At 57.0% G+C, this 17,753-nt stretch carries 20 protein-coding genes and 3 tRNA genes; 12 read left to right on the forward strand and 11 right to left on the reverse strand.

Translation table 11 applies throughout. The annotated features are described in order from the left end of the window. Nucleotides 1-28: 28 nt before the first annotated feature. A complete protein-coding gene (locus G403_RS0103470) occupies nt 29-472 on the reverse strand; it encodes a GatB/YqeY domain-containing protein (protein WP_027852753.1) in 444 nt (147 codons plus the stop codon). A gap of 65 nt (nt 473-537) precedes the next feature. Next, complete coding sequence (gene rpsU / locus G403_RS0103475; RefSeq protein WP_027852754.1) at nt 538-753, reverse strand: 30S ribosomal protein S21; 216 nt, start codon at nt 751-753, stop codon at nt 538-540. Between the two features lie 173 nt (nt 754-926). Here rpsU and tsaD point away from each other — a divergent pair, with 173 nt between their 5' ends. After that, nucleotides 927-1,955 (forward strand): tRNA (adenosine(37)-N6)-threonylcarbamoyltransferase complex transferase subunit TsaD, encoded by a 1,029-nt coding sequence (tsaD, locus tag G403_RS0103480; protein WP_027852755.1) that lies wholly within the window; start codon nt 927-929, stop codon nt 1,953-1,955. A gap of 8 nt (nt 1,956-1,963) precedes the next feature. On the opposite strand, the gene plsY is transcribed toward tsaD, so the two are convergent. Beyond that, the gene (gene plsY / locus G403_RS0103485; RefSeq protein WP_036232441.1) at nt 1,964-2,554 is read right to left on the reverse strand and encodes a glycerol-3-phosphate 1-O-acyltransferase PlsY; all 591 of its coding nucleotides are present in this window, start codon (nt 2,552-2,554) and stop codon (nt 1,964-1,966) included. A 23-nt stretch (nt 2,555-2,577) separates the two neighbouring features. On the opposite strand from plsY, the gene folB reads away from it, so the two are divergent. Both folB and folK read left to right on the forward strand, forming a co-directional pair. After that, on the forward strand, nt 2,578-2,937 hold the full coding sequence (gene folB / locus G403_RS0103490; RefSeq protein WP_027852757.1) for a dihydroneopterin aldolase: 360 nt from the start codon (nt 2,578-2,580) through the stop codon (nt 2,935-2,937). Next, the gene (gene folK, locus G403_RS0103495; RefSeq protein WP_027852758.1) at nt 2,934-3,473 is read left to right on the forward strand and encodes a 2-amino-4-hydroxy-6-hydroxymethyldihydropteridine diphosphokinase; all 540 of its coding nucleotides are present in this window, start codon (nt 2,934-2,936) and stop codon (nt 3,471-3,473) included. The genes folB and folK overlap by 4 nt, the downstream gene beginning before the upstream one ends. On the opposite strand, the gene G403_RS0103500 is transcribed toward folK, so the two are convergent. Continuing rightward, complete coding sequence (locus tag G403_RS0103500; RefSeq protein WP_027852759.1) at nt 3,470-4,795, reverse strand: DEAD/DEAH box helicase; 1,326 nt, start codon at nt 4,793-4,795, stop codon at nt 3,470-3,472. The genes folK and G403_RS0103500 overlap by 4 nt on opposite strands. 330 nt (nt 4,796-5,125) lie before the next feature. Between G403_RS0103500 and G403_RS0103505 the strand changes: the two genes are divergently transcribed. The 6 genes from G403_RS0103505 (at nt 5,126) to G403_RS0103530 (ending at nt 10,654) form a co-directional block, all read left to right on the forward strand. Next, complete coding sequence (locus G403_RS0103505) at nt 5,126-5,869, forward strand: glutathione peroxidase (RefSeq protein WP_027852760.1); 744 nt, start codon at nt 5,126-5,128, stop codon at nt 5,867-5,869. 622 nt (nt 5,870-6,491) lie between these two features. Further along, nucleotides 6,492-7,424: an ABC transporter substrate-binding protein gene (locus G403_RS0103510; protein WP_027852761.1), complete on the forward strand. Its 933-nt coding sequence runs from the start codon at nt 6,492-6,494 to the stop codon at nt 7,422-7,424. 35 nt (nt 7,425-7,459) lie between these two features. After that, nucleotides 7,460-10,216 (forward strand): bifunctional diguanylate cyclase/phosphodiesterase, encoded by a 2,757-nt coding sequence (locus G403_RS24310; protein ID WP_051298492.1) that lies wholly within the window; start codon nt 7,460-7,462, stop codon nt 10,214-10,216. 95 nt (nt 10,217-10,311) lie between these two features. Next, nucleotides 10,312-10,399, forward strand: a tRNA-Ser gene (locus G403_RS0103520). 57 nt (nt 10,400-10,456) lie between these two features. After that, a tRNA-Asn gene (locus tag G403_RS0103525) sits at nt 10,457-10,532 on the forward strand. 46 nt (nt 10,533-10,578) lie between these two features. Next, nucleotides 10,579-10,654 (forward strand) — tRNA-Lys (locus G403_RS0103530). A gap of 52 nt (nt 10,655-10,706) precedes the next feature. Here the strand turns inward: G403_RS0103530 and greB are convergent. Continuing rightward, nucleotides 10,707-11,207 (reverse strand): transcription elongation factor GreB, encoded by a 501-nt coding sequence (greB, locus tag G403_RS0103535; RefSeq protein WP_027852762.1) that lies wholly within the window; start codon nt 11,205-11,207, stop codon nt 10,707-10,709. Nucleotides 11,208-11,290: 83 nt separating this feature from the next. On the opposite strand from greB, the gene G403_RS0103540 reads away from it, so the two are divergent. Further along, nucleotides 11,291-11,725 carry a hypothetical protein gene (locus G403_RS0103540; RefSeq protein WP_027852763.1) on the forward strand — a complete coding sequence of 145 codons (435 nt, stop codon included), beginning with the start codon at nt 11,291-11,293 and terminating at the stop codon, nt 11,723-11,725. A gap of 27 nt (nt 11,726-11,752) precedes the next feature. Beyond that, the gene (locus G403_RS0103545; RefSeq protein ID WP_027852764.1) at nt 11,753-12,649 is read left to right on the forward strand and encodes a DMT family transporter; all 897 of its coding nucleotides are present in this window, start codon (nt 11,753-11,755) and stop codon (nt 12,647-12,649) included. Here G403_RS0103545 and zntB read toward each other — a convergent pair. The 4 genes from zntB to G403_RS22085 are packed head-to-tail and all read right to left on the reverse strand — an operon-like array spanning nt 12,646 to nt 15,424. Further along, complete coding sequence (gene zntB, locus G403_RS0103550) at nt 12,646-13,644, reverse strand: zinc transporter ZntB (protein WP_051298494.1); 999 nt, start codon at nt 13,642-13,644, stop codon at nt 12,646-12,648. The two genes, G403_RS0103545 and zntB, sit on opposite strands and share 4 nt — an antisense overlap. After that, nucleotides 13,629-14,015 carry a hypothetical protein gene (locus tag G403_RS0103555; protein WP_027852766.1) on the reverse strand — a complete coding sequence of 129 codons (387 nt, stop codon included), beginning with the start codon at nt 14,013-14,015 and terminating at the stop codon, nt 13,629-13,631. The genes zntB and G403_RS0103555 overlap by 16 nt, the downstream gene beginning before the upstream one ends. Continuing rightward, nucleotides 14,008-14,289, reverse strand: coding sequence for a hypothetical protein (locus tag G403_RS0103560; RefSeq protein ID WP_027852767.1), 282 nt, complete (start codon nt 14,287-14,289; stop codon nt 14,008-14,010). The genes G403_RS0103555 and G403_RS0103560 overlap by 8 nt, the downstream gene beginning before the upstream one ends. Continuing rightward, nucleotides 14,279-15,424: a S1C family serine protease gene (locus G403_RS22085; protein WP_211232634.1), complete on the reverse strand. Its 1,146-nt coding sequence runs from the start codon at nt 15,422-15,424 to the stop codon at nt 14,279-14,281. The genes G403_RS0103560 and G403_RS22085 overlap by 11 nt, the downstream gene beginning before the upstream one ends. Nucleotides 15,425-15,504: 80 nt before the next feature. On the opposite strand from G403_RS22085, the gene G403_RS0103570 reads away from it, so the two are divergent. Continuing rightward, nucleotides 15,505-16,278, forward strand: coding sequence for a Nif3-like dinuclear metal center hexameric protein (locus tag G403_RS0103570; RefSeq protein WP_036232443.1), 774 nt, complete (start codon nt 15,505-15,507; stop codon nt 16,276-16,278). A gap of 36 nt (nt 16,279-16,314) precedes the next feature. Here the strand turns inward: G403_RS0103570 and G403_RS0103575 are convergent, their stop codons facing one another. Together G403_RS0103575 and G403_RS0103580 are read right to left on the reverse strand one after the other, a co-directional pair. Next, the gene (locus G403_RS0103575; protein ID WP_027852769.1) at nt 16,315-16,923 is read right to left on the reverse strand and encodes a Z-ring associated ZapG family protein; all 609 of its coding nucleotides are present in this window, start codon (nt 16,921-16,923) and stop codon (nt 16,315-16,317) included. A gap of 68 nt (nt 16,924-16,991) precedes the next feature. After that, nucleotides 16,992-17,732, reverse strand: coding sequence for a FadR/GntR family transcriptional regulator (locus G403_RS0103580; RefSeq protein WP_027852770.1), 741 nt, complete (start codon nt 17,730-17,732; stop codon nt 16,992-16,994). Nucleotides 17,733-17,753: the final 21 nt, after the last annotated feature.

A 17,753-nucleotide genomic window follows, 5' to 3' on the forward strand; every position in this document is an offset into this window, starting at 1 on the left:
GCGGTTGAGTACCAGAGAGCGCGTTGCGTCAGAACTTGGTTTTGACCAGCTTGGAAACGGCGCCCATATCTGCCCGGCCCTGAAGCTTGGGCTTGATCACGCCCATCACCTTGCCCATGTCCGCCATGGAGGCGGCCCCAGTGCTGGCGATGGCATCATCGATAATTGCATTGATCTCTTCGTCACTGAGAGGCTGCGGCAGGAAAGTTTTAATCACCTCCAGCTCCTGCTGCTCCTTGTCCGCCAGTTCCGGGCGCTCAGCCGCCTGGTACTGGGCAATCGAATCGCGGCGCTGCTTGACCATTTTGTCCAGCACCTGCAGAACCCGGGCATCGTCGAGCTCAATACGCTCGTCAACTTCGATACGCTTGATATCAGAAAGAATCAGACGAATTGTGCTCAGGCGCTCTTTGTCCTTGGCACGCATTGCATCTTTCATCGCTTCGCTAATTTGGGCCTTCAGCTCAGCCATGCGATTCTCCTGTCGAAACGGGCTTCGATTACAAGTTGTTATCTATCGATCTATCGGTCGTTTTATCAGTACAGGCGTACGCGACGTGCGTTTTCGCGCTGAACTTTCTTGGCGTGACGCTTAACGGCAGCTGCTGCAGCACGCTTACGCTGAGTAGTCGGCTTCTCGTAGTGCTCGCGACGACGAACTTCAGCCAGGATGCCCGCTTTTTCGCAGGAACGCTTGAAGCGACGCAGTGCTACGTCAAACGGCTCGTTATCTTTAACTTTAACGCTCGGCATGAGTAACTCACCCTTTCTTTGCAATTGATTGATAGCTTATTCGCGGGAACACCGAACAGTGCCCATACCCGGAGAATAAGGCCGCAAATTTTAGTCGTGCTGGCTGATGATGTAAAGAGATGGGATAATCTGCGGACCCCTTTTGATCCACGATCTACCGAAGGCTTTGAAACATGCGAGTACTGGGTATTGAAACCTCCTGTGATGAAACCGGCGTAGCGCTCTATGACAGCGAACGCGGGCTGCTGGGCGATGCCCTGTATTCTCAGGTCAAGATGCATGCCGAATATGGCGGCGTGGTACCGGAGCTGGCCTCCAGAGATCATGTCCGCAAGCTGGTTCCACTGATCCGTGAGGTGATGGCGGAGGCGGATCTGGCGTTGTCTGATCTGGATGCGGTGGCTTATACCGCAGGCCCGGGGCTGATCGGTGCTTTGATGGTTGGGGCCTCCACCGGCCGTGCTCTGGCGCTGTCATTGGGAGTTCCGGCGGTTGCCGTTCATCATATGGAGGGGCATCTGTTGGCACCGATGCTGGAGGAGAAGCCGCCCGCGTTTCCGTTTGTCGCGCTGCTGGTCTCCGGCGGCCATACACAGTTGGTTCAGGTGGAAGGGATTGGCCGCTACAGCTTGCTGGGGGAATCGCTTGATGACGCAGCGGGGGAGGCGTTCGACAAAGCAGCCAAGATGCTTGGGCTTGATTATCCGGGCGGACCGCTGGTGGCAAAGCTGGCGCAGCAGGGACAGCGTGACCGCTTTACTTTTCCCCGACCGATGACCGATCGCCCCGGGCTGGATTTCAGCTTTTCCGGTCTAAAAACCTTTACCCTGAATACGGTGAATGCGCAGCGCAGTCAGCAGGGCGAAATCGACAGTCAGACGCTCTCGGACATCGCAGCGGCGTTTGAAGACGCGGTGGTGGATACGTTAGCGATAAAATGTCGGAGAGCATTACAGCAGACCGGCTATAAGCAGTTGGTGATTGCCGGCGGTGTCAGCGCCAATGCGCGGCTGCGGGAAAAACTTGAGGCAACGGTGGCGAAGGAGCGTGCCCAGCTGTTTTATGCGCGCCCCCGTTTTTGTACGGATAATGGCGCGATGATCGCCTATGCCGGTACCCAGCGCTTGCTGGCGGGACAGGCCAGTGATCTGACGATTCTGGCGCGCCCGCGCTGGCCCATGGATACGCTGCCACCGCTTTGAACCCCGGCTCAGAGCCGGGGTTCACGATGGCTCAACAGGTTGCGAATATTGCGGGCATGACGGCCGATCAGAAGCATGGAGATCAGGGTCAGGGTTCCCAGCAGCTCGGGAATCAGCAGCCAGCCATAAAGAGGGGTCAGGGCGGCGGTAATCACTGACGCGGCTGACGAGATACGGGTCGTAGCGAACAACAACAGCCAGCTGAAAATCTGGCAGAGTGCCAGTAGTGGGCTGAGCATAAGGCAACCCCCCAATGTGGTGGCGACGCCCTTGCCGCCGTGTTTAACGCCTTGGATCGGATAGAGGTGGCCCAGAACGGCAGCCAATGCGGCTAACGCCAGGCTGGTTCCAGTTAAACCGGCCAGGTGCGCCAGGGCGACGGCGGCCATGCCTTTGCCCAGGTCTCCGAGCAGAGTAAGCCCTGCAGCTAGCCTGTTCCCGATGCGGAGCACGTTGGTGGCGCCGGGGTTGCCGGAACCTTGTTGACGGGGGTCGGCGATGCCCATAGAGTGGCACACCAGCACGGCGGTGGGGATCGAGCCGAGCAGATAGCTCAGTCCGATAATCAGTGCGGCTGTTGTAGTCAGACTGCCCGCCATACCAGAACTCTCCGGGTTGATTGATGGATAAAGTGTACATTCGTGGTCTAGAGGTGGAAACGGTCATTGGCATTTACGACTGGGAACGCCGCGCACCTCAACGCCTGGTGATCAATCTCGAAATGCAGTGGGATAACCGACCTGCAGCTGCTGGTGACAACATCGAACAGGCGCTCAACTATAAAAGTGTCAGTGATCGTCTGATCGCCTATACCCGTGACAGCCGTTTTGAGCTGGTCGAGACACTTGCCGAGTCCCTGGCTGCACTGGTTCTTGATGAGTTCCAGGTGCCCTGGCTTCGGTTGGATCTGGCTAAGCCCGGCGCCATTGGCCCAGCCCAGGCCGTCGGTGTGGTTATTGAACGTACACGGAGTGAGCGATGACCACTGTACTGCTGGGAATAGGAAGTAACCGGGACCGCGAACATCACATCTGTGAGGGACTCGATGCACTGGAGGCCGCTTTCGGTCCGCTCAGGGTTTCCCGTGTATTTGAGAGTGAGGCTGTCGGTTGTCGTGCCGACAACTATTTCAATCTGGTCGTGTCTCTCAGTACCGATTTATCGCTGGCTGAACTGTCGAGCTGGATTAAACGACTGGAAGATCGTTTCGGCCGCGACCGTCAGGTGCGCCGCTGCGATCAATCGCTGGATATCGATATTCTGACCTTCGGTACGCTTTCGGGCTGCTTTGCGGGTATTAACCTGCCTCGTAATGACATAACCCGCAATGCGTTCGTTCTCTGGCCCCTCTCCGAATTGGTCCCCGACGAGAAACACCCCTCAACCGGGAAAAGCTTCAAGCAGCTTTGGCGTATGTATCAGAGTGAGCAGAAGTTGTGGCCCATCGATTTCGTCTGGCGAGGGCAGCGGATATCCTGGCCGGATGAGCCCGCTGCCCTGCAGGGCGCAGCGGACTAACTTTTCTTCTTGAGAGGAGCAAAACCATCGCTGCTGACGGGGGCGGGCGTGCTGCGGCGTTTCCCGGCCTGTTTTTGATCGCGCAGTCGCTTTTTCACCTTGGGCTTATCGGTACCCGCTTTCTTGGCTTCTTTCCGCTTGCGGGTGCCGGCCGCTTTACCATTGCTTTTGACTTTCTTCGGCCCCTGATAGCTCGACTTCAGCGGCTCGATAACCCGACGGGTCATTTTCAGATGCAGGTAGCGCTCGATGCTCGCTTTGAGGTTCCACTCATTGGGCGCGATCAGGCAGATCGCCAGACCGGTTCTGCCGGCACGGCCGGTCCGCCCTACACGGTGGACATGTTCGTCACCGCTGCGTGCCAGGTCAAAGCTGATAACCAGGTCCAATCCTTCAATATCAAGGCCGCGAGCGGCGACATCCGTCGCCACCAGTATGTCGATACGGCCATCGCGCAGGAGGTTTAGAATGCGTGTACGCTGTGGCTGATCAAGTTCACCATGCAGCACACCAACGCGCAGACCCTGGGCCTGCAGGCGCTGGCCGAGCTGTTCGCACTGGGCACGGTAGTTGCTGAATACAATGGCCTTGGCGTAGGTTTCGTTTTTTAACAGCCAGGCCAGCTGTTTTTCCTTGAGTGCCGCGTCATCAGCCAGAATAAACTGCTGGGTAATTTCGCTAACGGCATCCTGAGCCGTGGCCAGCTGGAGCTGCTCCGGGTCTTTCAGTACACGATCCAGAATGTCGGCCACGCCCCGGTGGGACAGGGTGGCCGAGAACAGCATGCTCTGGCGCTGGTCACGACAGAGATCGGTGACCGCCAGTACTTCCTCGCGAAAGCCCATGTCCAGCATGCGGTCGGCTTCATCCAGGACCAGAAACTCAAGGTCATCGAAATCGATCGTGCCTCGCTCCAGGTGCTCCTTGATGCGTCCTGGCGTACCGACGATCACCTCCGGGTTTTTGCGGATCTTGGCGGCCTGATTCTGATAGTTCTCACCACCACAGACAGACAATGCACTCATCTGGGTAAAAGCGGCCAGCTTTTCGCAGCTGGCGGCGACCTGCTCGGCCAGCTCCCGGGTTGGTGTAAGAATCAGAGCCCGGGTGCCGCTGCGGGGAGCCGGTTGCTCGATGCAGTGATGCAGAATCGGCAGCAGGAAAGCCAGTGTTTTGCCGCTACCGGTCTCGGCACTGACCATCAGGTCCTGCCCGGCCATGGCCCTGGGCAGCGTTTCCGCCTGTACCTGGGTGGGGTGCGTGATGCCCTGTGCATCCAGGGCTTTGAGCAGCCGCTCATGCAGTTGAAACTGATCGAACACGGGTGGTTCTCCGGAGAAACGGGTCGGGGTTGTCGCTGGGTGGCATCGGCCACCGGGAGACCGGATATTCTAGCAGAAACTAACACGCCGTGCTGCTCAGTCGTTGAGCAGCTTCTGCCAAAGGCCCGGACAATGGGCTGAACTGAAGCTGTCCCCGCGTTACTCCACGAGTTATCCACGGTTATCGTGGATAACTTAAAACCTATCAATTAAATACATTGTAATAGCTCAACGCTATGGCTTGTTTTTCCAGAATCAATTATCGGTTGCCCAGGCGCGAGGGTAGACTGGTTTCAACAATCAAGCTCAAGTGACCAAGGAGTTCGAGCCATGCTGGAGAATAAAGAGGGTCAACGCGTCCCGAACGTAACCTTCCCCACCCGAGTGGGTAATGAATGGGTCAATGTAACAACCGACGAATTGTTCGCAGGTAAAACCGTTATCCTGTTTGCACTGCCTGGTGCATACACGCCGACCTGTTCCAGTACTCATCTGCCTCGCTATAACGAGCTGGCGCCGGTGTTCAAACGCGAAGGTGTGGATAGCATCATCTGTCTGTCGGTCAATGACCCATTCGTAATGGGCGCCTGGGCCGGTGATCAGAGTGCGCAGAACATCGATATGCTGCCCGATGGAAACGGTGAGTTCTCGGACGGCATGGGTATGCTTGTGGAAAAACGAGACCTGGGCTTTGGTAAACGCAGCTGGCGTTACTCGATGCTGGTTAAGGACGGCGTCATCGAGAAAATGTTCATCGAGCCCAATAAGCCCGGTGACCCGTTTGAAGTGTCCGACGCCGATACCATGCTGAATTACATCAACCCCAATGCGCAGCTGCCGCGTCGTGTGTCCCTGCTCACCAAGCCCGGCTGTCCGCACTGCGCACGGGCCAAGAAGCAGCTGACCGAACGAGGTATGGATTACGAAGAGATTCAGCTGGGACAAAACGGCATTACCTATTCATCGTTGGTAGCGATCAGTGGCAAAGGGACGGTGCCACAGATCTTTATTGATGGTGACCATATCGGCGGCGCGGATGAGCTGGAGAAGTGGATGTCCGATCATCCGCAGTGATCTGTGCACCAATGTCAGTATTCAGAGAGCCGGCTTCCCTGAGGAGTCGGCTTTTTTTATTCATCGTAGCCGCGAGAGGGGCGCCGTCTCGATCTTTAGTCCACACATTGAGGCCTGTGTATAGACTGCGACGCTAAAGGATGTGGGTATGTTTTGTGGGTAACTGTGGTGGATCAGTCTATCCAGCCCCTGTAAAGAGTGATTTTTGCCAATTTGGGCTGTTGACAGAATGTGGTTCTGCATAACTGGCGCAGTGCCGTACAATAAATGATCGCTTTTTCGAAGCCCCGTGGCTGCGGCGCTTAGGGGGCTTACTCCTCGCGCTTTCCCAAACTTGCTCACAGAGTTTTGCACGGAATTTGTTTGCAACCCTGAACACCGAGGATGGTGGTTATGCACACTCTGGACGGCTGAGGGTAAGTGTGTGTGTATCATCTTTCCGGCCTGTGTGTATCTATTTGGGCTCGTGAGTTACTCCCATTCCATACGCATCCGCCGGTGACCTGTGCAAGAATGAGAGTTGTACACACCTTTGGTATAACGCCGCGCTCTATGGGCTGGTTTAACGAAAGCCGATGGGATACAAGAGGCTATTCATCAAGTTTGTAGGTATCTTCGCTCAGTGATTCTGCGCTATCTGGTTATTATCAGTCTTCTGTTTGTCTCTGCATGTACTGAGAGGGAGACCCCCCTTCGTCTGGGGACCAATGTTTGGCCGGGGTATGAGCCGCTTTACCTGGCCCGGGAACTGGGTTATCTGGATCCAGGACGGGTGCGACTGGTAGAGCTCCTGTCCGGCAGTGAGGTGATCCGAGCCTATCGCAATGGTGCGCTGGATATCGCGGCTCTGACGTTGGATGAAGCGCTGTTGTTAGCGCAAAGTGGCGTGGGTGTGCAGGTGATGCTGGTCACCGATACCTCCTATGGGGCAGACGTTATTATCGCCCATGAGGGCGACGATCCGCGTGACTTGATAGGCAAACGGGTCGGGTTCGAATCAACCGCACTGGGTGCTTACGTATTAAGCCGGGCACTGGAGATCTATGGTATCGGTATGGGGCAAATCCATCCGGTCAGCCTGGAGTTCAATGAGCACGAGAAGCGGTTTCTCGAGCACGCCGTTGACGCCGTTGTAACCTTTGAGCCGGTACGCTCCCGGCTGCTGGAGCGAGGCGGTAACCTTCTATTCGACAGCCGAAAGATTCCGGGGGAGATCATTGACGTGCTGGTCGTTCGCCCGTCAGTCGCCAGTTCGCGCCCGGAAGAGGTCAGGCATCTGATCGAAAGCTGGTATCGCAGCATCGACTATCTTGAGCAACAGCCACGAAAATCATTGCGAATGATGTCGCCCAGGCTGGGACTGGAGCCGGATCAGGTCGCAGGGGCGCTGTCGCTGCTGTATATCCCCAAGGCCCAGGAAAACCGGACGATGCTTGAAAAAGGCGGTGTTGTGAGTAATCAGGTGAAGCGATTGAATCGGGTGATGCTGGAGGCCGGATTGCTTGAGCGTGCCGTGGACCCGGCGCAACTGTTAGGCATGGCTGAGCAACGATGATGAGACCCCTAGCATCAATACCCCTGAGACGGCTGGTGCCCCTCGTTATTACGGGGGCGGCCGTCGTTGCTCTGGTGTTGGCGTACTTCGTGATCCGGCCCTACCTCCTTACGCTCAACAAAGACAATGCCCGATATGATATGCAGTATTCTCTGAACCGTCTTCAGGGCACGCTGGAGTATATGTTGAGCCGAGGGGACCTGGATGGCTTGAGACGTGAAGTGGCCGCTAACAGCGCGCGCAGAGATGTTAAACATCTCCTTGTGCTCGATCCCGGATTCAGCATCCTAGCGGCTTCCACGTTGGCGAGTGTCGGACAGCCGCTGGCAACGGTTCCTCTGCACCATGGTTCTGATCTGATCAATCGTTCACTGACCTCATTGTCGGTGATGGTTCAGTACGTGAAATATGAGAACTCGTTGTATGGCGTGGCACCATTGCGATTCCCGGATACGGGACAGCTCAGGCCCGATGCCTACGGTGTCATTGTGCTGGAGCTGGATATGGGCCTGGCAACGGCCCAGGGGTTGCAACGGATCGAGGAACTGTTTGTCTGGGTCTCGTTGGGTATTTTGTTGTTGGGTGGGCTGTTCTGGTATGGATTCGATCGGCACATTCGACGACGCTTGAACCGTATCACTGAAGGGCTTGGTGCGCTTGAGCAGGGCCGTTACGAGGAGCCCGTGCCCCTTGCAGGGCATGATGAGCTGGCCCAGATCGCTCAGGCTATGAACCAACTGGCGGCCTCGCTCCAGCAGAGTCGCACGGCGCTGGAGTTTCAGCACAGACGGTTTGACCGGATCATGCGCCATATCCCGGCCCTGGTGAGTATTGTTGACAGTCAGGGAACGCTGCGGTTTGCCAATCGCCGGTTTGTTGAGGATTACGGGCGTGACCCGGCGAACGAAACGATTACGCTTGAGCAGGTCTTCAGCGAAGAGGTTGCACGGCAGCATCGAACCTGGAACGCGCAAGTGCTTGAGAGTCACAAGGCGCTGCAACTGGAGCCCACCTATAGCCTGCGTGGTCAGATGCGCAGTTGGTTGATGGTCAAGTTTCCCCTGACTGACGGCGCGGCCGACGGCGACTCTATCTGCACGGTTTCCATGGATGTGACGGAAAAAGAGCAGAGTGAGCGTCTGGTTCGAATATCCAAGCGCATCTTCGAAAACACCAGTGAGGGGATCATCGTCACCGATGCCGAGCGCCGCATTGTTGAAGTGAATAACTCCTTCGCCCGAATTACCGGGTATGACAAGCGCGCGCTGTTGGGTAGAACGCCGGACATGCTGCGTGGCGATGAAGAGCGCCGGCACTTTGACCAGGCATTCTGGGACAGCGTTCACAGTAACGGTCGCTGGCAGGGGGAGGTGGTCAACCGGCGGGCGGACGGGACTCTTTACACAGCCCGGCTGTCGGTCAGCACCATTACCGGTCGTGAAGGTGATATCAGCGGTTACTTCGCCATTTACCAGGATATCAGCGCCGAAAAACGGGCTGAGGAATCGTTACGTGAGCTGGCGTACTACGATACGTTGACGGGGCTCTATAACCGAGCGTCGTTCAAACAGAAGGTGTCGGATGCGTTGCAGCGTCTAAACCGGTTTCGGGAATCGTTCGGCCTGCTGTTCATTGATCTTGACCGGTTCAAGGAGGTGAATGACTCGGTGGGGCACGAGGAGGGCGATAAGCTGCTCGGTCAGGTTGCGCGCAGAATCGAGCATCAACTGCGTGAGCTGGATGTGGCCTGTCGCCTGGGTGGTGATGAGTTTACTGTATTGGTGCCCCACGTAGCGGCTGACGGCGAGCTGGCAATCATCGCACAGCGTGTGATCGATACGATCAGCCAACCCTATCTGATCGGGGAAAATGAGCTGATCATCGGTTGTAGCGTCGGTATTGTCGTGGCACCTCGGGATGGGCAGGATGCCGACGTACTGATGCGTCATGCGGATGCCGCCATGTATCACGCCAAGGAGAGTGGCCGGGGGCGGTATGCATTCTTTGATGCCGATATCGATGCCCGTAACCAGCGTCAGATGCGTATCAAACAGGGGTTGCGGCTGGCCCGGGCGCGTGATGAACTGAGTCTGGTTTACCAGCCTGAAGTGGATCCTGTAACGGGGGAGGCTCGCCTGTACGAAGCCCTGATGCGCTGGAACAGTCAGGAGCTGGGGCCGGTATCGCCGGCGGAGTTTATCGCCGTGGCCGAAGACTCTGAGCTGATCGGTCAGCTCACCGAGTGGCTGATCGATCGGATGGCCCGGGACACCGCTGATCTGGCGCTGGAGGGAGCGAAAATATCGATTAACCTGTCACCCCGGCAGTTCAGAAGCGAAAGCTGGCTGCACTTGCTTGAGTCGGCCATAGAGTCCGGCCGGATCGATCCGAAAAAACTCTGTATCGAGGTAACCGAGAGTGCTCTGGTCGAGGATTTTGAGCTGGCCTGCGCCCAGCTTGCCGAAATAAAGTCGTTTGGCGTGGAGGTGGCCATCGATGACTTCGGCACGGGCTACTCCTCTCTGGCCAATTTAAAAAGGCTGCCGATTGACTATCTGAAGATCGATCGTTCGTTCGTGGCCGACATCGGTCAGGATGCGGATGATCAAACCATTGTGGAAACGGTCATTATCCTGGCCCATGCGTTGGGAATGAAAGTGGTAGCGGAGGGTGCCGAGACCGGGCAGCAGGTCGAATTCCTGCGCGGGCATGGTTGTGACCTGATTCAAGGTTACTTTTACTCCCGTCCCTTGCCGATCAGCGAGTTAGAAGCGTTTTCGGGCGACAGTTGATCAGTGGATGAGCAGCTTTTGCGGTTTATATCAGAAAGTTACTCGTGGTGGTTGACACTCAAAATTTAGACGGTAATATTTGCGCCCATCCTTACGGAGGGATGGCTGAGTGGTTGAAAGCACCGGTCTTGAAAACCGACGAGTCGAGAGGCTCCCAGGGTTCGAATCCCTGTCCCTCCGCCATTTAAGGATCTGCTTATCGCAAGGCGGTTAATTGCCTTAACATAGGCAGCGGGGTATTCCTCGATAGCTCAGTTGGTAGAGCAGTAGACTGTTAATCTATTGGTCGCTGGTTCGAGTCCAGCTCGAGGAGCCATCCCCCAACCCTGTTCGGGTTGGAAAGCGTTAGAAAGAGTTAGAGCGGGTCGTTAGCTCAGTTGGTAGAGCAGTTGGCTTTTAACCAATTGGTCATAGGTTCGAGTCCTATACGACCCACCACTTCTTCCCTGTTCGCCCCTCTCGTTATTGTTTCCCTGTAAACCTCACCGGCTTAAAAATATTCGATTTCGATTATCTCGAACCACTCTTCGCTACCATCCGGCTTTCGCAACCATATTTCGTCTCCGGTCTGCTTTTTCAGTAGAAGGCGTGCAAGCGGCGCGTCCACGCTGATATAACCCGGCTGATCGCCAATTTCATCGGCACCAACGATGCGGTGGCGTCGTGTTATGCCGGATTCATCCTCCAGCGTTACCCAGGCACCAAAAAATACCCGGTCTCGTTCCTCCGGTTGTCGGTCGACTACCGTAATACTGTCGAGACGTTTAGAGAGATAGCGGATACGTCGGTCGATCTCTCGCAGCTGTTTCTTGCCGTAGATGTATTCGGCGTTCTCCGAGCGATCTCCCTGCGCGGCTGCCTCCTTCACTGCCTGAGTTACAGACGGGCGTTTTTCCTTCCAGAGGTGTTTCAGTTCCGCGGTCAGGCGGTCATAGCCTTCGCGTGTTATATAAGGTGCGCTGCGTGGTGCCGGTGGTCGCCATCGAGACATCGTAATTTCCTGAAAAACAGACGATTTTCGGTAAAGGATAGCCCGAGCCGGCCGATAGAGAAAAGGGTAGGCGGGGAGAGCAGATGCAAACCGAACTGATTCAACAGCGCATAGAGAACTATACGGCAGACCTGCCCCAGGCGGTGCAGTCGTCTAATGGTGCTCAGTTCGCCATGCTGTTGAGCCTGATTGCGTCGAATCAGGAGGTTTACACGCCCCAGCGAGCGCCGGCGACCGGTGACGGGACGTTCGAGCTGCCGGAGACTCAGGCCCTCACTTATCCTGATCCCAATGAGTTTTATACGCCGGCGGTGGTCGATCGTCTTAACCGTTCGGTGAATAGCGGTGAGCGCGGAGAGTATGCGTACCTGGTCAGTCAGGTGGATACTCAGTCTCACATCCCGCGGCGTGGCCGTATTGCGGCGGATACCTTCGAGCAGGTTGCATTGGCTTCCAGTGGTCGTATGATGCTGGAGACCATCGATCAATCGCGGCGCTCCGTCCGCGTGAGTGCCTGATCCTCGTTGACCACCGGATATTGATTCATGACTGTTAAAAGCCAACCCCGGGCCATGCTGCTGGGCGCATCCGCTGTCTTTCTCTGGTCGACGGTGGCAACCGCCTTCAAGCTCTCTTTACAATGGCTGACGCCGGTTCAGCTGCTGGCGTGGGCCAGCCTGGTCTCGCTGCTGGTGCTGGCTCTGGCCGTGAGTTGGCAACGGCTGTGGCCGGCGGTTTTCGAGGCGCTGCGCGCGCGTCCGCTCTATTGTCTGATGCTGGGCATCATTAATCCGGCGGCTTACTACCTGATTTTATTCCGGGCCTACGATCTGCTGCCTGCGCAACAGGCGCAGGCGCTGAACTATACGTGGGCGTTGACCCTGTCTTTATTGGCAATACCGCTGTTGAAACAACCTTTGCGGGTGAGGGATATGGTTGCGCTGGCGGGGGGGTACCTGGGGGCGTTGGTGATTGCGACACGGGGTGATCTGCTGTCCCTTCAATTCGATAGTCTCGAAGGTGTGGTGCTGGCGATGCTCAGTACCCTGTTCTGGGCGCTCTACTGGATACTGAATACGCGCTCCAGCGCCCCGGCAAGCGCCACCCTGTTGATCTGCTTCTTAATCGGAACGCCTTTGGTCTGGCTCACAATGGTGATGCAGGGAGAGTGGGTTGTACCCAGTGGTCAGGCATTATTGGGTGTGGTCTGGGTTGGATTGTTTGAGATGGGACTGACGTTCATGCTGTGGTTAGGGGCGATGCGTGCTGCCGTGCATGTCAGTCGCGTCAGCAACCTGATTTTCCTGTCACCGTTTCTTTCTTTGATCTTTATCCGTTATCTGCTGGAGGAAACGATTGCACCGGCCACCTTTGTCGGGCTGGCGCTGATCGTCTGTGCCGTGATCTATCAGCAGCGGGGTGGCAGCGAGCGCACGGGTTAGAGCCAGCGTCGGCGTCGGAACAGCCAGATCTGAAGTGCGACCAATATTGCCAGCGCGGTACTGAACAGTAGAAAAGCGTTGGGGTAATCAGCACCCGGTATGCCGCTCACATTGACGCCGAGAAGGCCTGTCAGGAAGCCCAGTGGCAGAAATATAGCGGCGATGAGCGACAGGATATACATGCGCTGGTTGAGCTGGTCCGAGATCTGGCTGACCAGCTCATCCTGAGCCATGGCCGCGCGTTCGCGGATCATGTCCAGATCTTCGATATGGCGCAGCAATCGGTCACTGATCTCACGCAACCGCATACGCTGTTCGGGGGGGATCCAGCTCAGCCTGTCGCTCTGCATCTGATTGTAGGCTTCGCGCTGCGGTCCGAAGTAACGGCGCAGCGTGATGGTCTGGCGCCGCAGGGCAGCCAGCGATTGCCGAAGAGCGCTGTGCTGCTGTTCCAGCAGGTCCAGCTCCAGGGCGGACAGCTCCTCTTCAATCTCTTCGACCACGCCGCCCATGCGCTCGACAAGGCCTTCACTGAGACTGACCAGCAGATCCGCGACATCGCAGGGCCCGTTGCCGTTGCGACACTGTTCGGCAAGCCCGGTAACGGAAAGTAGCTTGCGTTTGCGGGTGGAAATAATCCGGTCCCGTGTGGCCCACACGCGCACGGAAACCATATCCTCCGGGTCAGCCCCGGGATTCAGGTTAACGCCGCGCAGGGTCAATAGCAGACCGTCGTCGATTTGTGTGGCGCGAGGGCGTGTGTTTTCGGTCAGTAAGGCATCGGCGATCAGATCACTGAGCCCAGCGTTTTCACGAAGCCACTGTTCGGTACCGGGCTCGGTATAGTCAAAATGAAGCCAGAGTACCCCGTCGCTGGGGTGCCACTGCATAATCTGCTCACCGGTGAGCTCCCGGGCTCCGCCACGGCCATCAAGAATCAGCGCGTGTAAAGGCTGAGGAGGTACGCCCGCAGGGCTGCTTATTGGGTCTGCCATTGAATCTTTTCCGCCTCTCCATGCTCTACGCGCCACCACTCATCGGGATCATCGCCTTCGCTCCAGCCGCTGGCGATACAACGCACCTGCGTCTCCAGCGCTTGAGCTATCTCCATGGCGCAGTCCAGATCCTGAGGCCAGGGGGTTCTATCGGAACGAAACCAGACGCTGATCCAGGCTTTACCCGCCGCTTTTTCGTGGATCATGACCGGGACTATGCAGTCATCAATCCGGATCTCGAGTGCATGGGTTCCGCCGGCACTGCGCAAGGTACGCACATCGCTGCAGCGCTCGCCAAGCCAGTCCAGAATCGCGTCCAGAGGGCGGTTTTTGATATAGACCTCAATATCGGGGTGGCGTTGTTCACTCATCGCTGTCATCGTCCAGAAATCGTATTATGCGCAGGACGCTGAGGCTGATATAGCCTACAGCCGCGAGTATGATCCCGCTCCCAAGCAGTAGCAAGCCGGCCAGCGCCAGCAGTTCGGCAACAAGGCCGTTGGTGAGCCCGTACTGGGCTGCACCCACTAACAATAGACCGAGGGTGAACAGGGCGAAACCCATCACCAGTAATCCGAAGTTCTGGCGTGGATTATCCGCCCGGGACCTAATCCATTGCCGTATCCGTGTTTTCTTAGCGGACATCGGCCGGGCGTTCGCTGGTGGTGATCGCAATCTCCATCTCTTCGCCCTCTCTATAGATGGTGAAACGTGCCTGGTCACCCGGACGTAACCGGGCGATGGCGTTCATCGTGCTGTGGCCGGCGTCCGTGATCGGCTCGTCATCCAGCTTGAGAATTATATCGCCGGGCTGCAGGCCCGCAGCGTGGGCGGGGCTGTCCCGATAGATACCCGCGATGATCAAGCCTCGCTGATTGGCGGGGAGACCAAAAGATTCAGCCAGTCGCGGGTTGAGCGCTTGCGCCTCAACACCCACCCAGCCACGTACTACACGTCCCTTCTCAATCAGATCTTGCAGTACTTGCGTGACCAGATCTGCGGGAATGGCGAAGCCGATGCCCTCGGATCCCCCGGATTTACTGAAGATCGCTGTGTTGATCCCCACCAGCTGGCCTTCGGGATCGATCAGGGCGCCACCGGAGTTACCGGGGTTAATCGCGGCATCGGTCTGGATGAAATCTTCGTAGGTACTCAAGCCCAGCCGGTTACGATCTGTTGCACTGATTATGCCTTGGGTGACTGTTTGTCCCACGCCAAAGGGATTGCCGATCGCCAGAACCACATCACCGACGCGCAGGGCGTCTGTCGGTGCCAGTGTAATCTCAGGTAGCTCATTGAGGTTGATTTTCAGGACCGCCAGGTCGGTGGGCGGATCCGTACCGACAATGGTTGCCAGAGCTTCCCGTCCGTCGCGCAGGGCGACGACGACGCTGTCAGCGCCTTCGATCACGTGATTGTTGGTCACCACGTATCCGCCTGCACTGATGATAACGCCGGAGCCCAGGCTGGTGTGCACCTTCTGGCTGTCAGGTTGCTTACCCTCTTCGTAATAGCGCCGGTAAAGCGGGTCGTTCAGCATCGGGTTGTCTTCGCTGTCGACCAGCTTGCGGGTGTAGATGTTGACGACTGCCGGAGCGGCCTGGTCCACTGCGTCGGCATAGGAGTAGGGGCCTTGAAGGCTGTTCCGGCGTTGGTCCGCCTGGACGATCTCGACGCGGGTCTGTCCGTTTTGCATGAGCTCCGGGTAAACTTGTAGCAGCAGAGCGGCGGCGAGGACACCGGTCAGAATTGGCCAGCCGAGAAAAGAGAGTGTACGCATCAGATAAGCGAAAGAGCCTTGATCGTGTTCGAAAGATTGGCACGATTATACGGATCTTTGCCGGTGGAAGGGAAACGAGTATGACAGAGAAATCAGGTGTTGAGGCCAAACGGATCGTCGATTATTGCGATCAGCTACTGCAAAGCGAGAAGTTTCGCGACTACGCACCCAATGGTCTTCAGGTGGAGGGCACTCCGCTGGTTCGGCGTATCCTGAGTGGTGTGACTGCCTGTCAGGCGTTGCTTGACGAGGCCGTCGCCTGGGAGGCGGATATGGTTCTGGTTCACCACGGATATTTCTGGAAGGGCGAAGGGGCCAGTGTAACCGGTATCAAACGCCGACGATTGAAAACGCTGCTGGGGCAGGATATCAACCTGCTTGCCTACCATCTGCCGTTGGATGCACATCCAAAACTGGGGAACAATGCACGGCTGGCTCGTTTACTGGGTGTTGAGATCCAGGATGGTTTGGAGCCGGGAAATCCGCTGAGTGTGGGAAATCTCGGCGTGTTATCGGAGCCGATGCAACTGGATCAGTTTGGTGACCTGGTCGCGCATGTACTGGATCGGACGCCGCAGCTGATCAGTGGCGGCGGACATCCTATCCGGCGGCTGGCATTTTGTACCGGTGCGGCAGACCGAATGATCGAGCAGGCGTTGGCGCTGGGAGCCGATGCGTTTCTGAGTGGCGAAATATCGGAGCCCGTGGTGCATTTCGCGCGCGAAGCGGGGATTCATTATATCGCGGCCGGGCATCATGCCACGGAGCGATACGGCGTACAGGCGCTGGGCGAGCACCTGGCTCGCCACTTCGGAATCGAACACCGGTTTTGTGATATCGATAACCCGGTGTAACCGATCGCCCAATAAAAGCGCGGGTTTTCAGCGCTTTTATTGGGTCCTGTCTGACTTTTTCTCTTCGTTTATCTCATCATCAACTGCCGGAGTCGCCGGGTCTGCCGGGGGCGTGGACTCAGGTTCATCGGTGCGTTTAGGTTTAATACCGTAATTATCGGAAAGGGTGCCTTCTTCGTCCTCGCCCTTGGGGGCCCAGTCTCGCGGTGGTTCGTGGGACGTTTCTTGCTCTTGTGTGTTATCGACGGTTTTTTCTGTGCCGGGTGCTTCGTCCTCACGGTTCTGCGGCTCGTCACTCTCCACCGTGTCAGTGACCGTCGGGATCTCCTGCTGCGTCAGACGAGGATTCAGCGCGGCCTGCAGAACTTCGCCGGCGTGGTCATCGGTACACAGGGACTGGGCACCCGTGGCCAGATGCTGGTGCACCCGTCGGTATTGGTCAGTCAGACCGTTGACCAACTCGGCCGTGGTTTCAAAGTGCTCGGTAACCTCATCCTTGTAACGAGCGAGTTCGGCGCGGGCGTTATCCAGTTCCTCGGTCAGCTGCTGCTTTTTACCTTCGCCGCCACGACCAAGCAGGTAGCCGATGACAAGTCCTACCGCAACGCCGACAAGACTGAGCATGATCACATTACTGGTTTCCACGGGCACTCCTTCCTCTGGGCTTGTAGCTTGAAAATTAGCATTAGGATAAGCCAATACGAACCCTGTGCCTATGTTCTCCGTCTTCGACTTTCGCTACGGGCGCGTTGCAATTGCTCCGACAGGGTATCGATCTGAGCCTGGATCAGCTCCTGCGCGGTCGCCGTATTTCCGGCGCTTAATGCATCGAGTAAAGCTTCGTGCTGACGGATGATCAGATCTCGTTCGGGATAGCGAAACACCACCATATTGCTGACCGGCTGCAGCGCTTCGATGACCGCGTACATCAGGAATGCGAGCAAGCGGTTCCCGGTCGCGTTGGCCAGTGCACGGTGGTAGGCCACATCCGCTGCACAGAATGATTCCGGCTGCGACAGTGCTGCCCGCTGATCCGCCAGCGCCGCTTGCATCGCTTCAAGGTCCGCGGCCTTGCAGTTGCTTGCGGCCAGGGAAACACACAGCTGCTCCAGTTCCAGGCGACACTGAATGATCTCCTCCAGTGAAAAACTGTCGAGTGCCGCGAGCATCCGTGTCGCACTGCCCAGATCCTGGCCCATCTCCATAATGTCGGGTTGATTGATAAACGTTCCCCCAGTTGGACCGCGGCGGGAACGGATCAGATTCTGGGCAGCCAGCCGTTTCAGGGCTTCTCGGATGGTCGGGCGTGACACGTCAAAACGCCGCGCCAGCTCCTCCTCGGTGGGGAGTCGATCATCGACTCCCAGTGTTCCATCGGTAATCGCGGCGCGGATCCTGTCCGCGATCTGACGAGGTAGGTCGTGTTGATTGACCGGTTTAAATTCCAGAGACATGGCGGTGGGCCCTTGAATTAC

This window comes from Marinobacterium litorale DSM 23545, from assembly GCF_000428985.1.
Classification (GTDB): domain Bacteria; phylum Pseudomonadota; class Gammaproteobacteria; order Pseudomonadales; family Balneatricaceae; genus Marinobacterium_D; species Marinobacterium_D litorale.

Excerpts from the sequence above, each read along its gene's own strand:
- G403_RS0103545 (WP_027852764.1), top strand. The coding sequence starts at position 11,753 with ATGACTGTTAAAAGCCAACCCCGGGCCATGCTGCTGGGCGCATCCGCT.
- G403_RS0103540 (WP_027852763.1), top strand. The coding sequence starts at position 11,291 with ATGCAAACCGAACTGATTCAACAGCGCATAGAGAACTATACGGCAGAC.
- G403_RS0103470 (WP_027852753.1), bottom strand. The coding sequence starts at position 472 with ATGGCTGAGCTGAAGGCCCAAATTAGCGAAGCGATGAAAGATGCAATG.
- G403_RS0103505 (WP_027852760.1), top strand. The coding sequence starts at position 5,126 with ATGCTGGAGAATAAAGAGGGTCAACGCGTCCCGAACGTAACCTTCCCC.
- G403_RS0103560 (WP_027852767.1), bottom strand. The coding sequence starts at position 14,289 with ATGTCCGCTAAGAAAACACGGATACGGCAATGGATTAGGTCCCGGGCG.
- zntB (WP_051298494.1), bottom strand. The coding sequence starts at position 13,644 with ATGGCAGACCCAATAAGCAGCCCTGCGGGCGTACCTCCTCAGCCTTTA.
- folB (WP_027852757.1), top strand. The coding sequence starts at position 2,578 with ATGGATAAAGTGTACATTCGTGGTCTAGAGGTGGAAACGGTCATTGGC.
- plsY (WP_036232441.1), bottom strand. The coding sequence starts at position 2,554 with ATGGCGGGCAGTCTGACTACAACAGCCGCACTGATTATCGGACTGAGC.
- rpsU (WP_027852754.1), bottom strand. The coding sequence starts at position 753 with ATGCCGAGCGTTAAAGTTAAAGATAACGAGCCGTTTGACGTAGCACTG.
- G403_RS0103570 (WP_036232443.1), top strand. The coding sequence starts at position 15,505 with ATGACAGAGAAATCAGGTGTTGAGGCCAAACGGATCGTCGATTATTGC.
- G403_RS0103555 (WP_027852766.1), bottom strand. The coding sequence starts at position 14,015 with ATGAGTGAACAACGCCACCCCGATATTGAGGTCTATATCAAAAACCGC.
- G403_RS0103580 (WP_027852770.1), bottom strand. The coding sequence starts at position 17,732 with ATGTCTCTGGAATTTAAACCGGTCAATCAACACGACCTACCTCGTCAG.
- tsaD (WP_027852755.1), top strand. The coding sequence starts at position 927 with ATGCGAGTACTGGGTATTGAAACCTCCTGTGATGAAACCGGCGTAGCG.
- folK (WP_027852758.1), top strand. The coding sequence starts at position 2,934 with ATGACCACTGTACTGCTGGGAATAGGAAGTAACCGGGACCGCGAACAT.
- G403_RS22085 (WP_211232634.1), bottom strand. The coding sequence starts at position 15,424 with ATGCGTACACTCTCTTTTCTCGGCTGGCCAATTCTGACCGGTGTCCTC.
- greB (WP_027852762.1), bottom strand. The coding sequence starts at position 11,207 with ATGTCTCGATGGCGACCACCGGCACCACGCAGCGCACCTTATATAACA.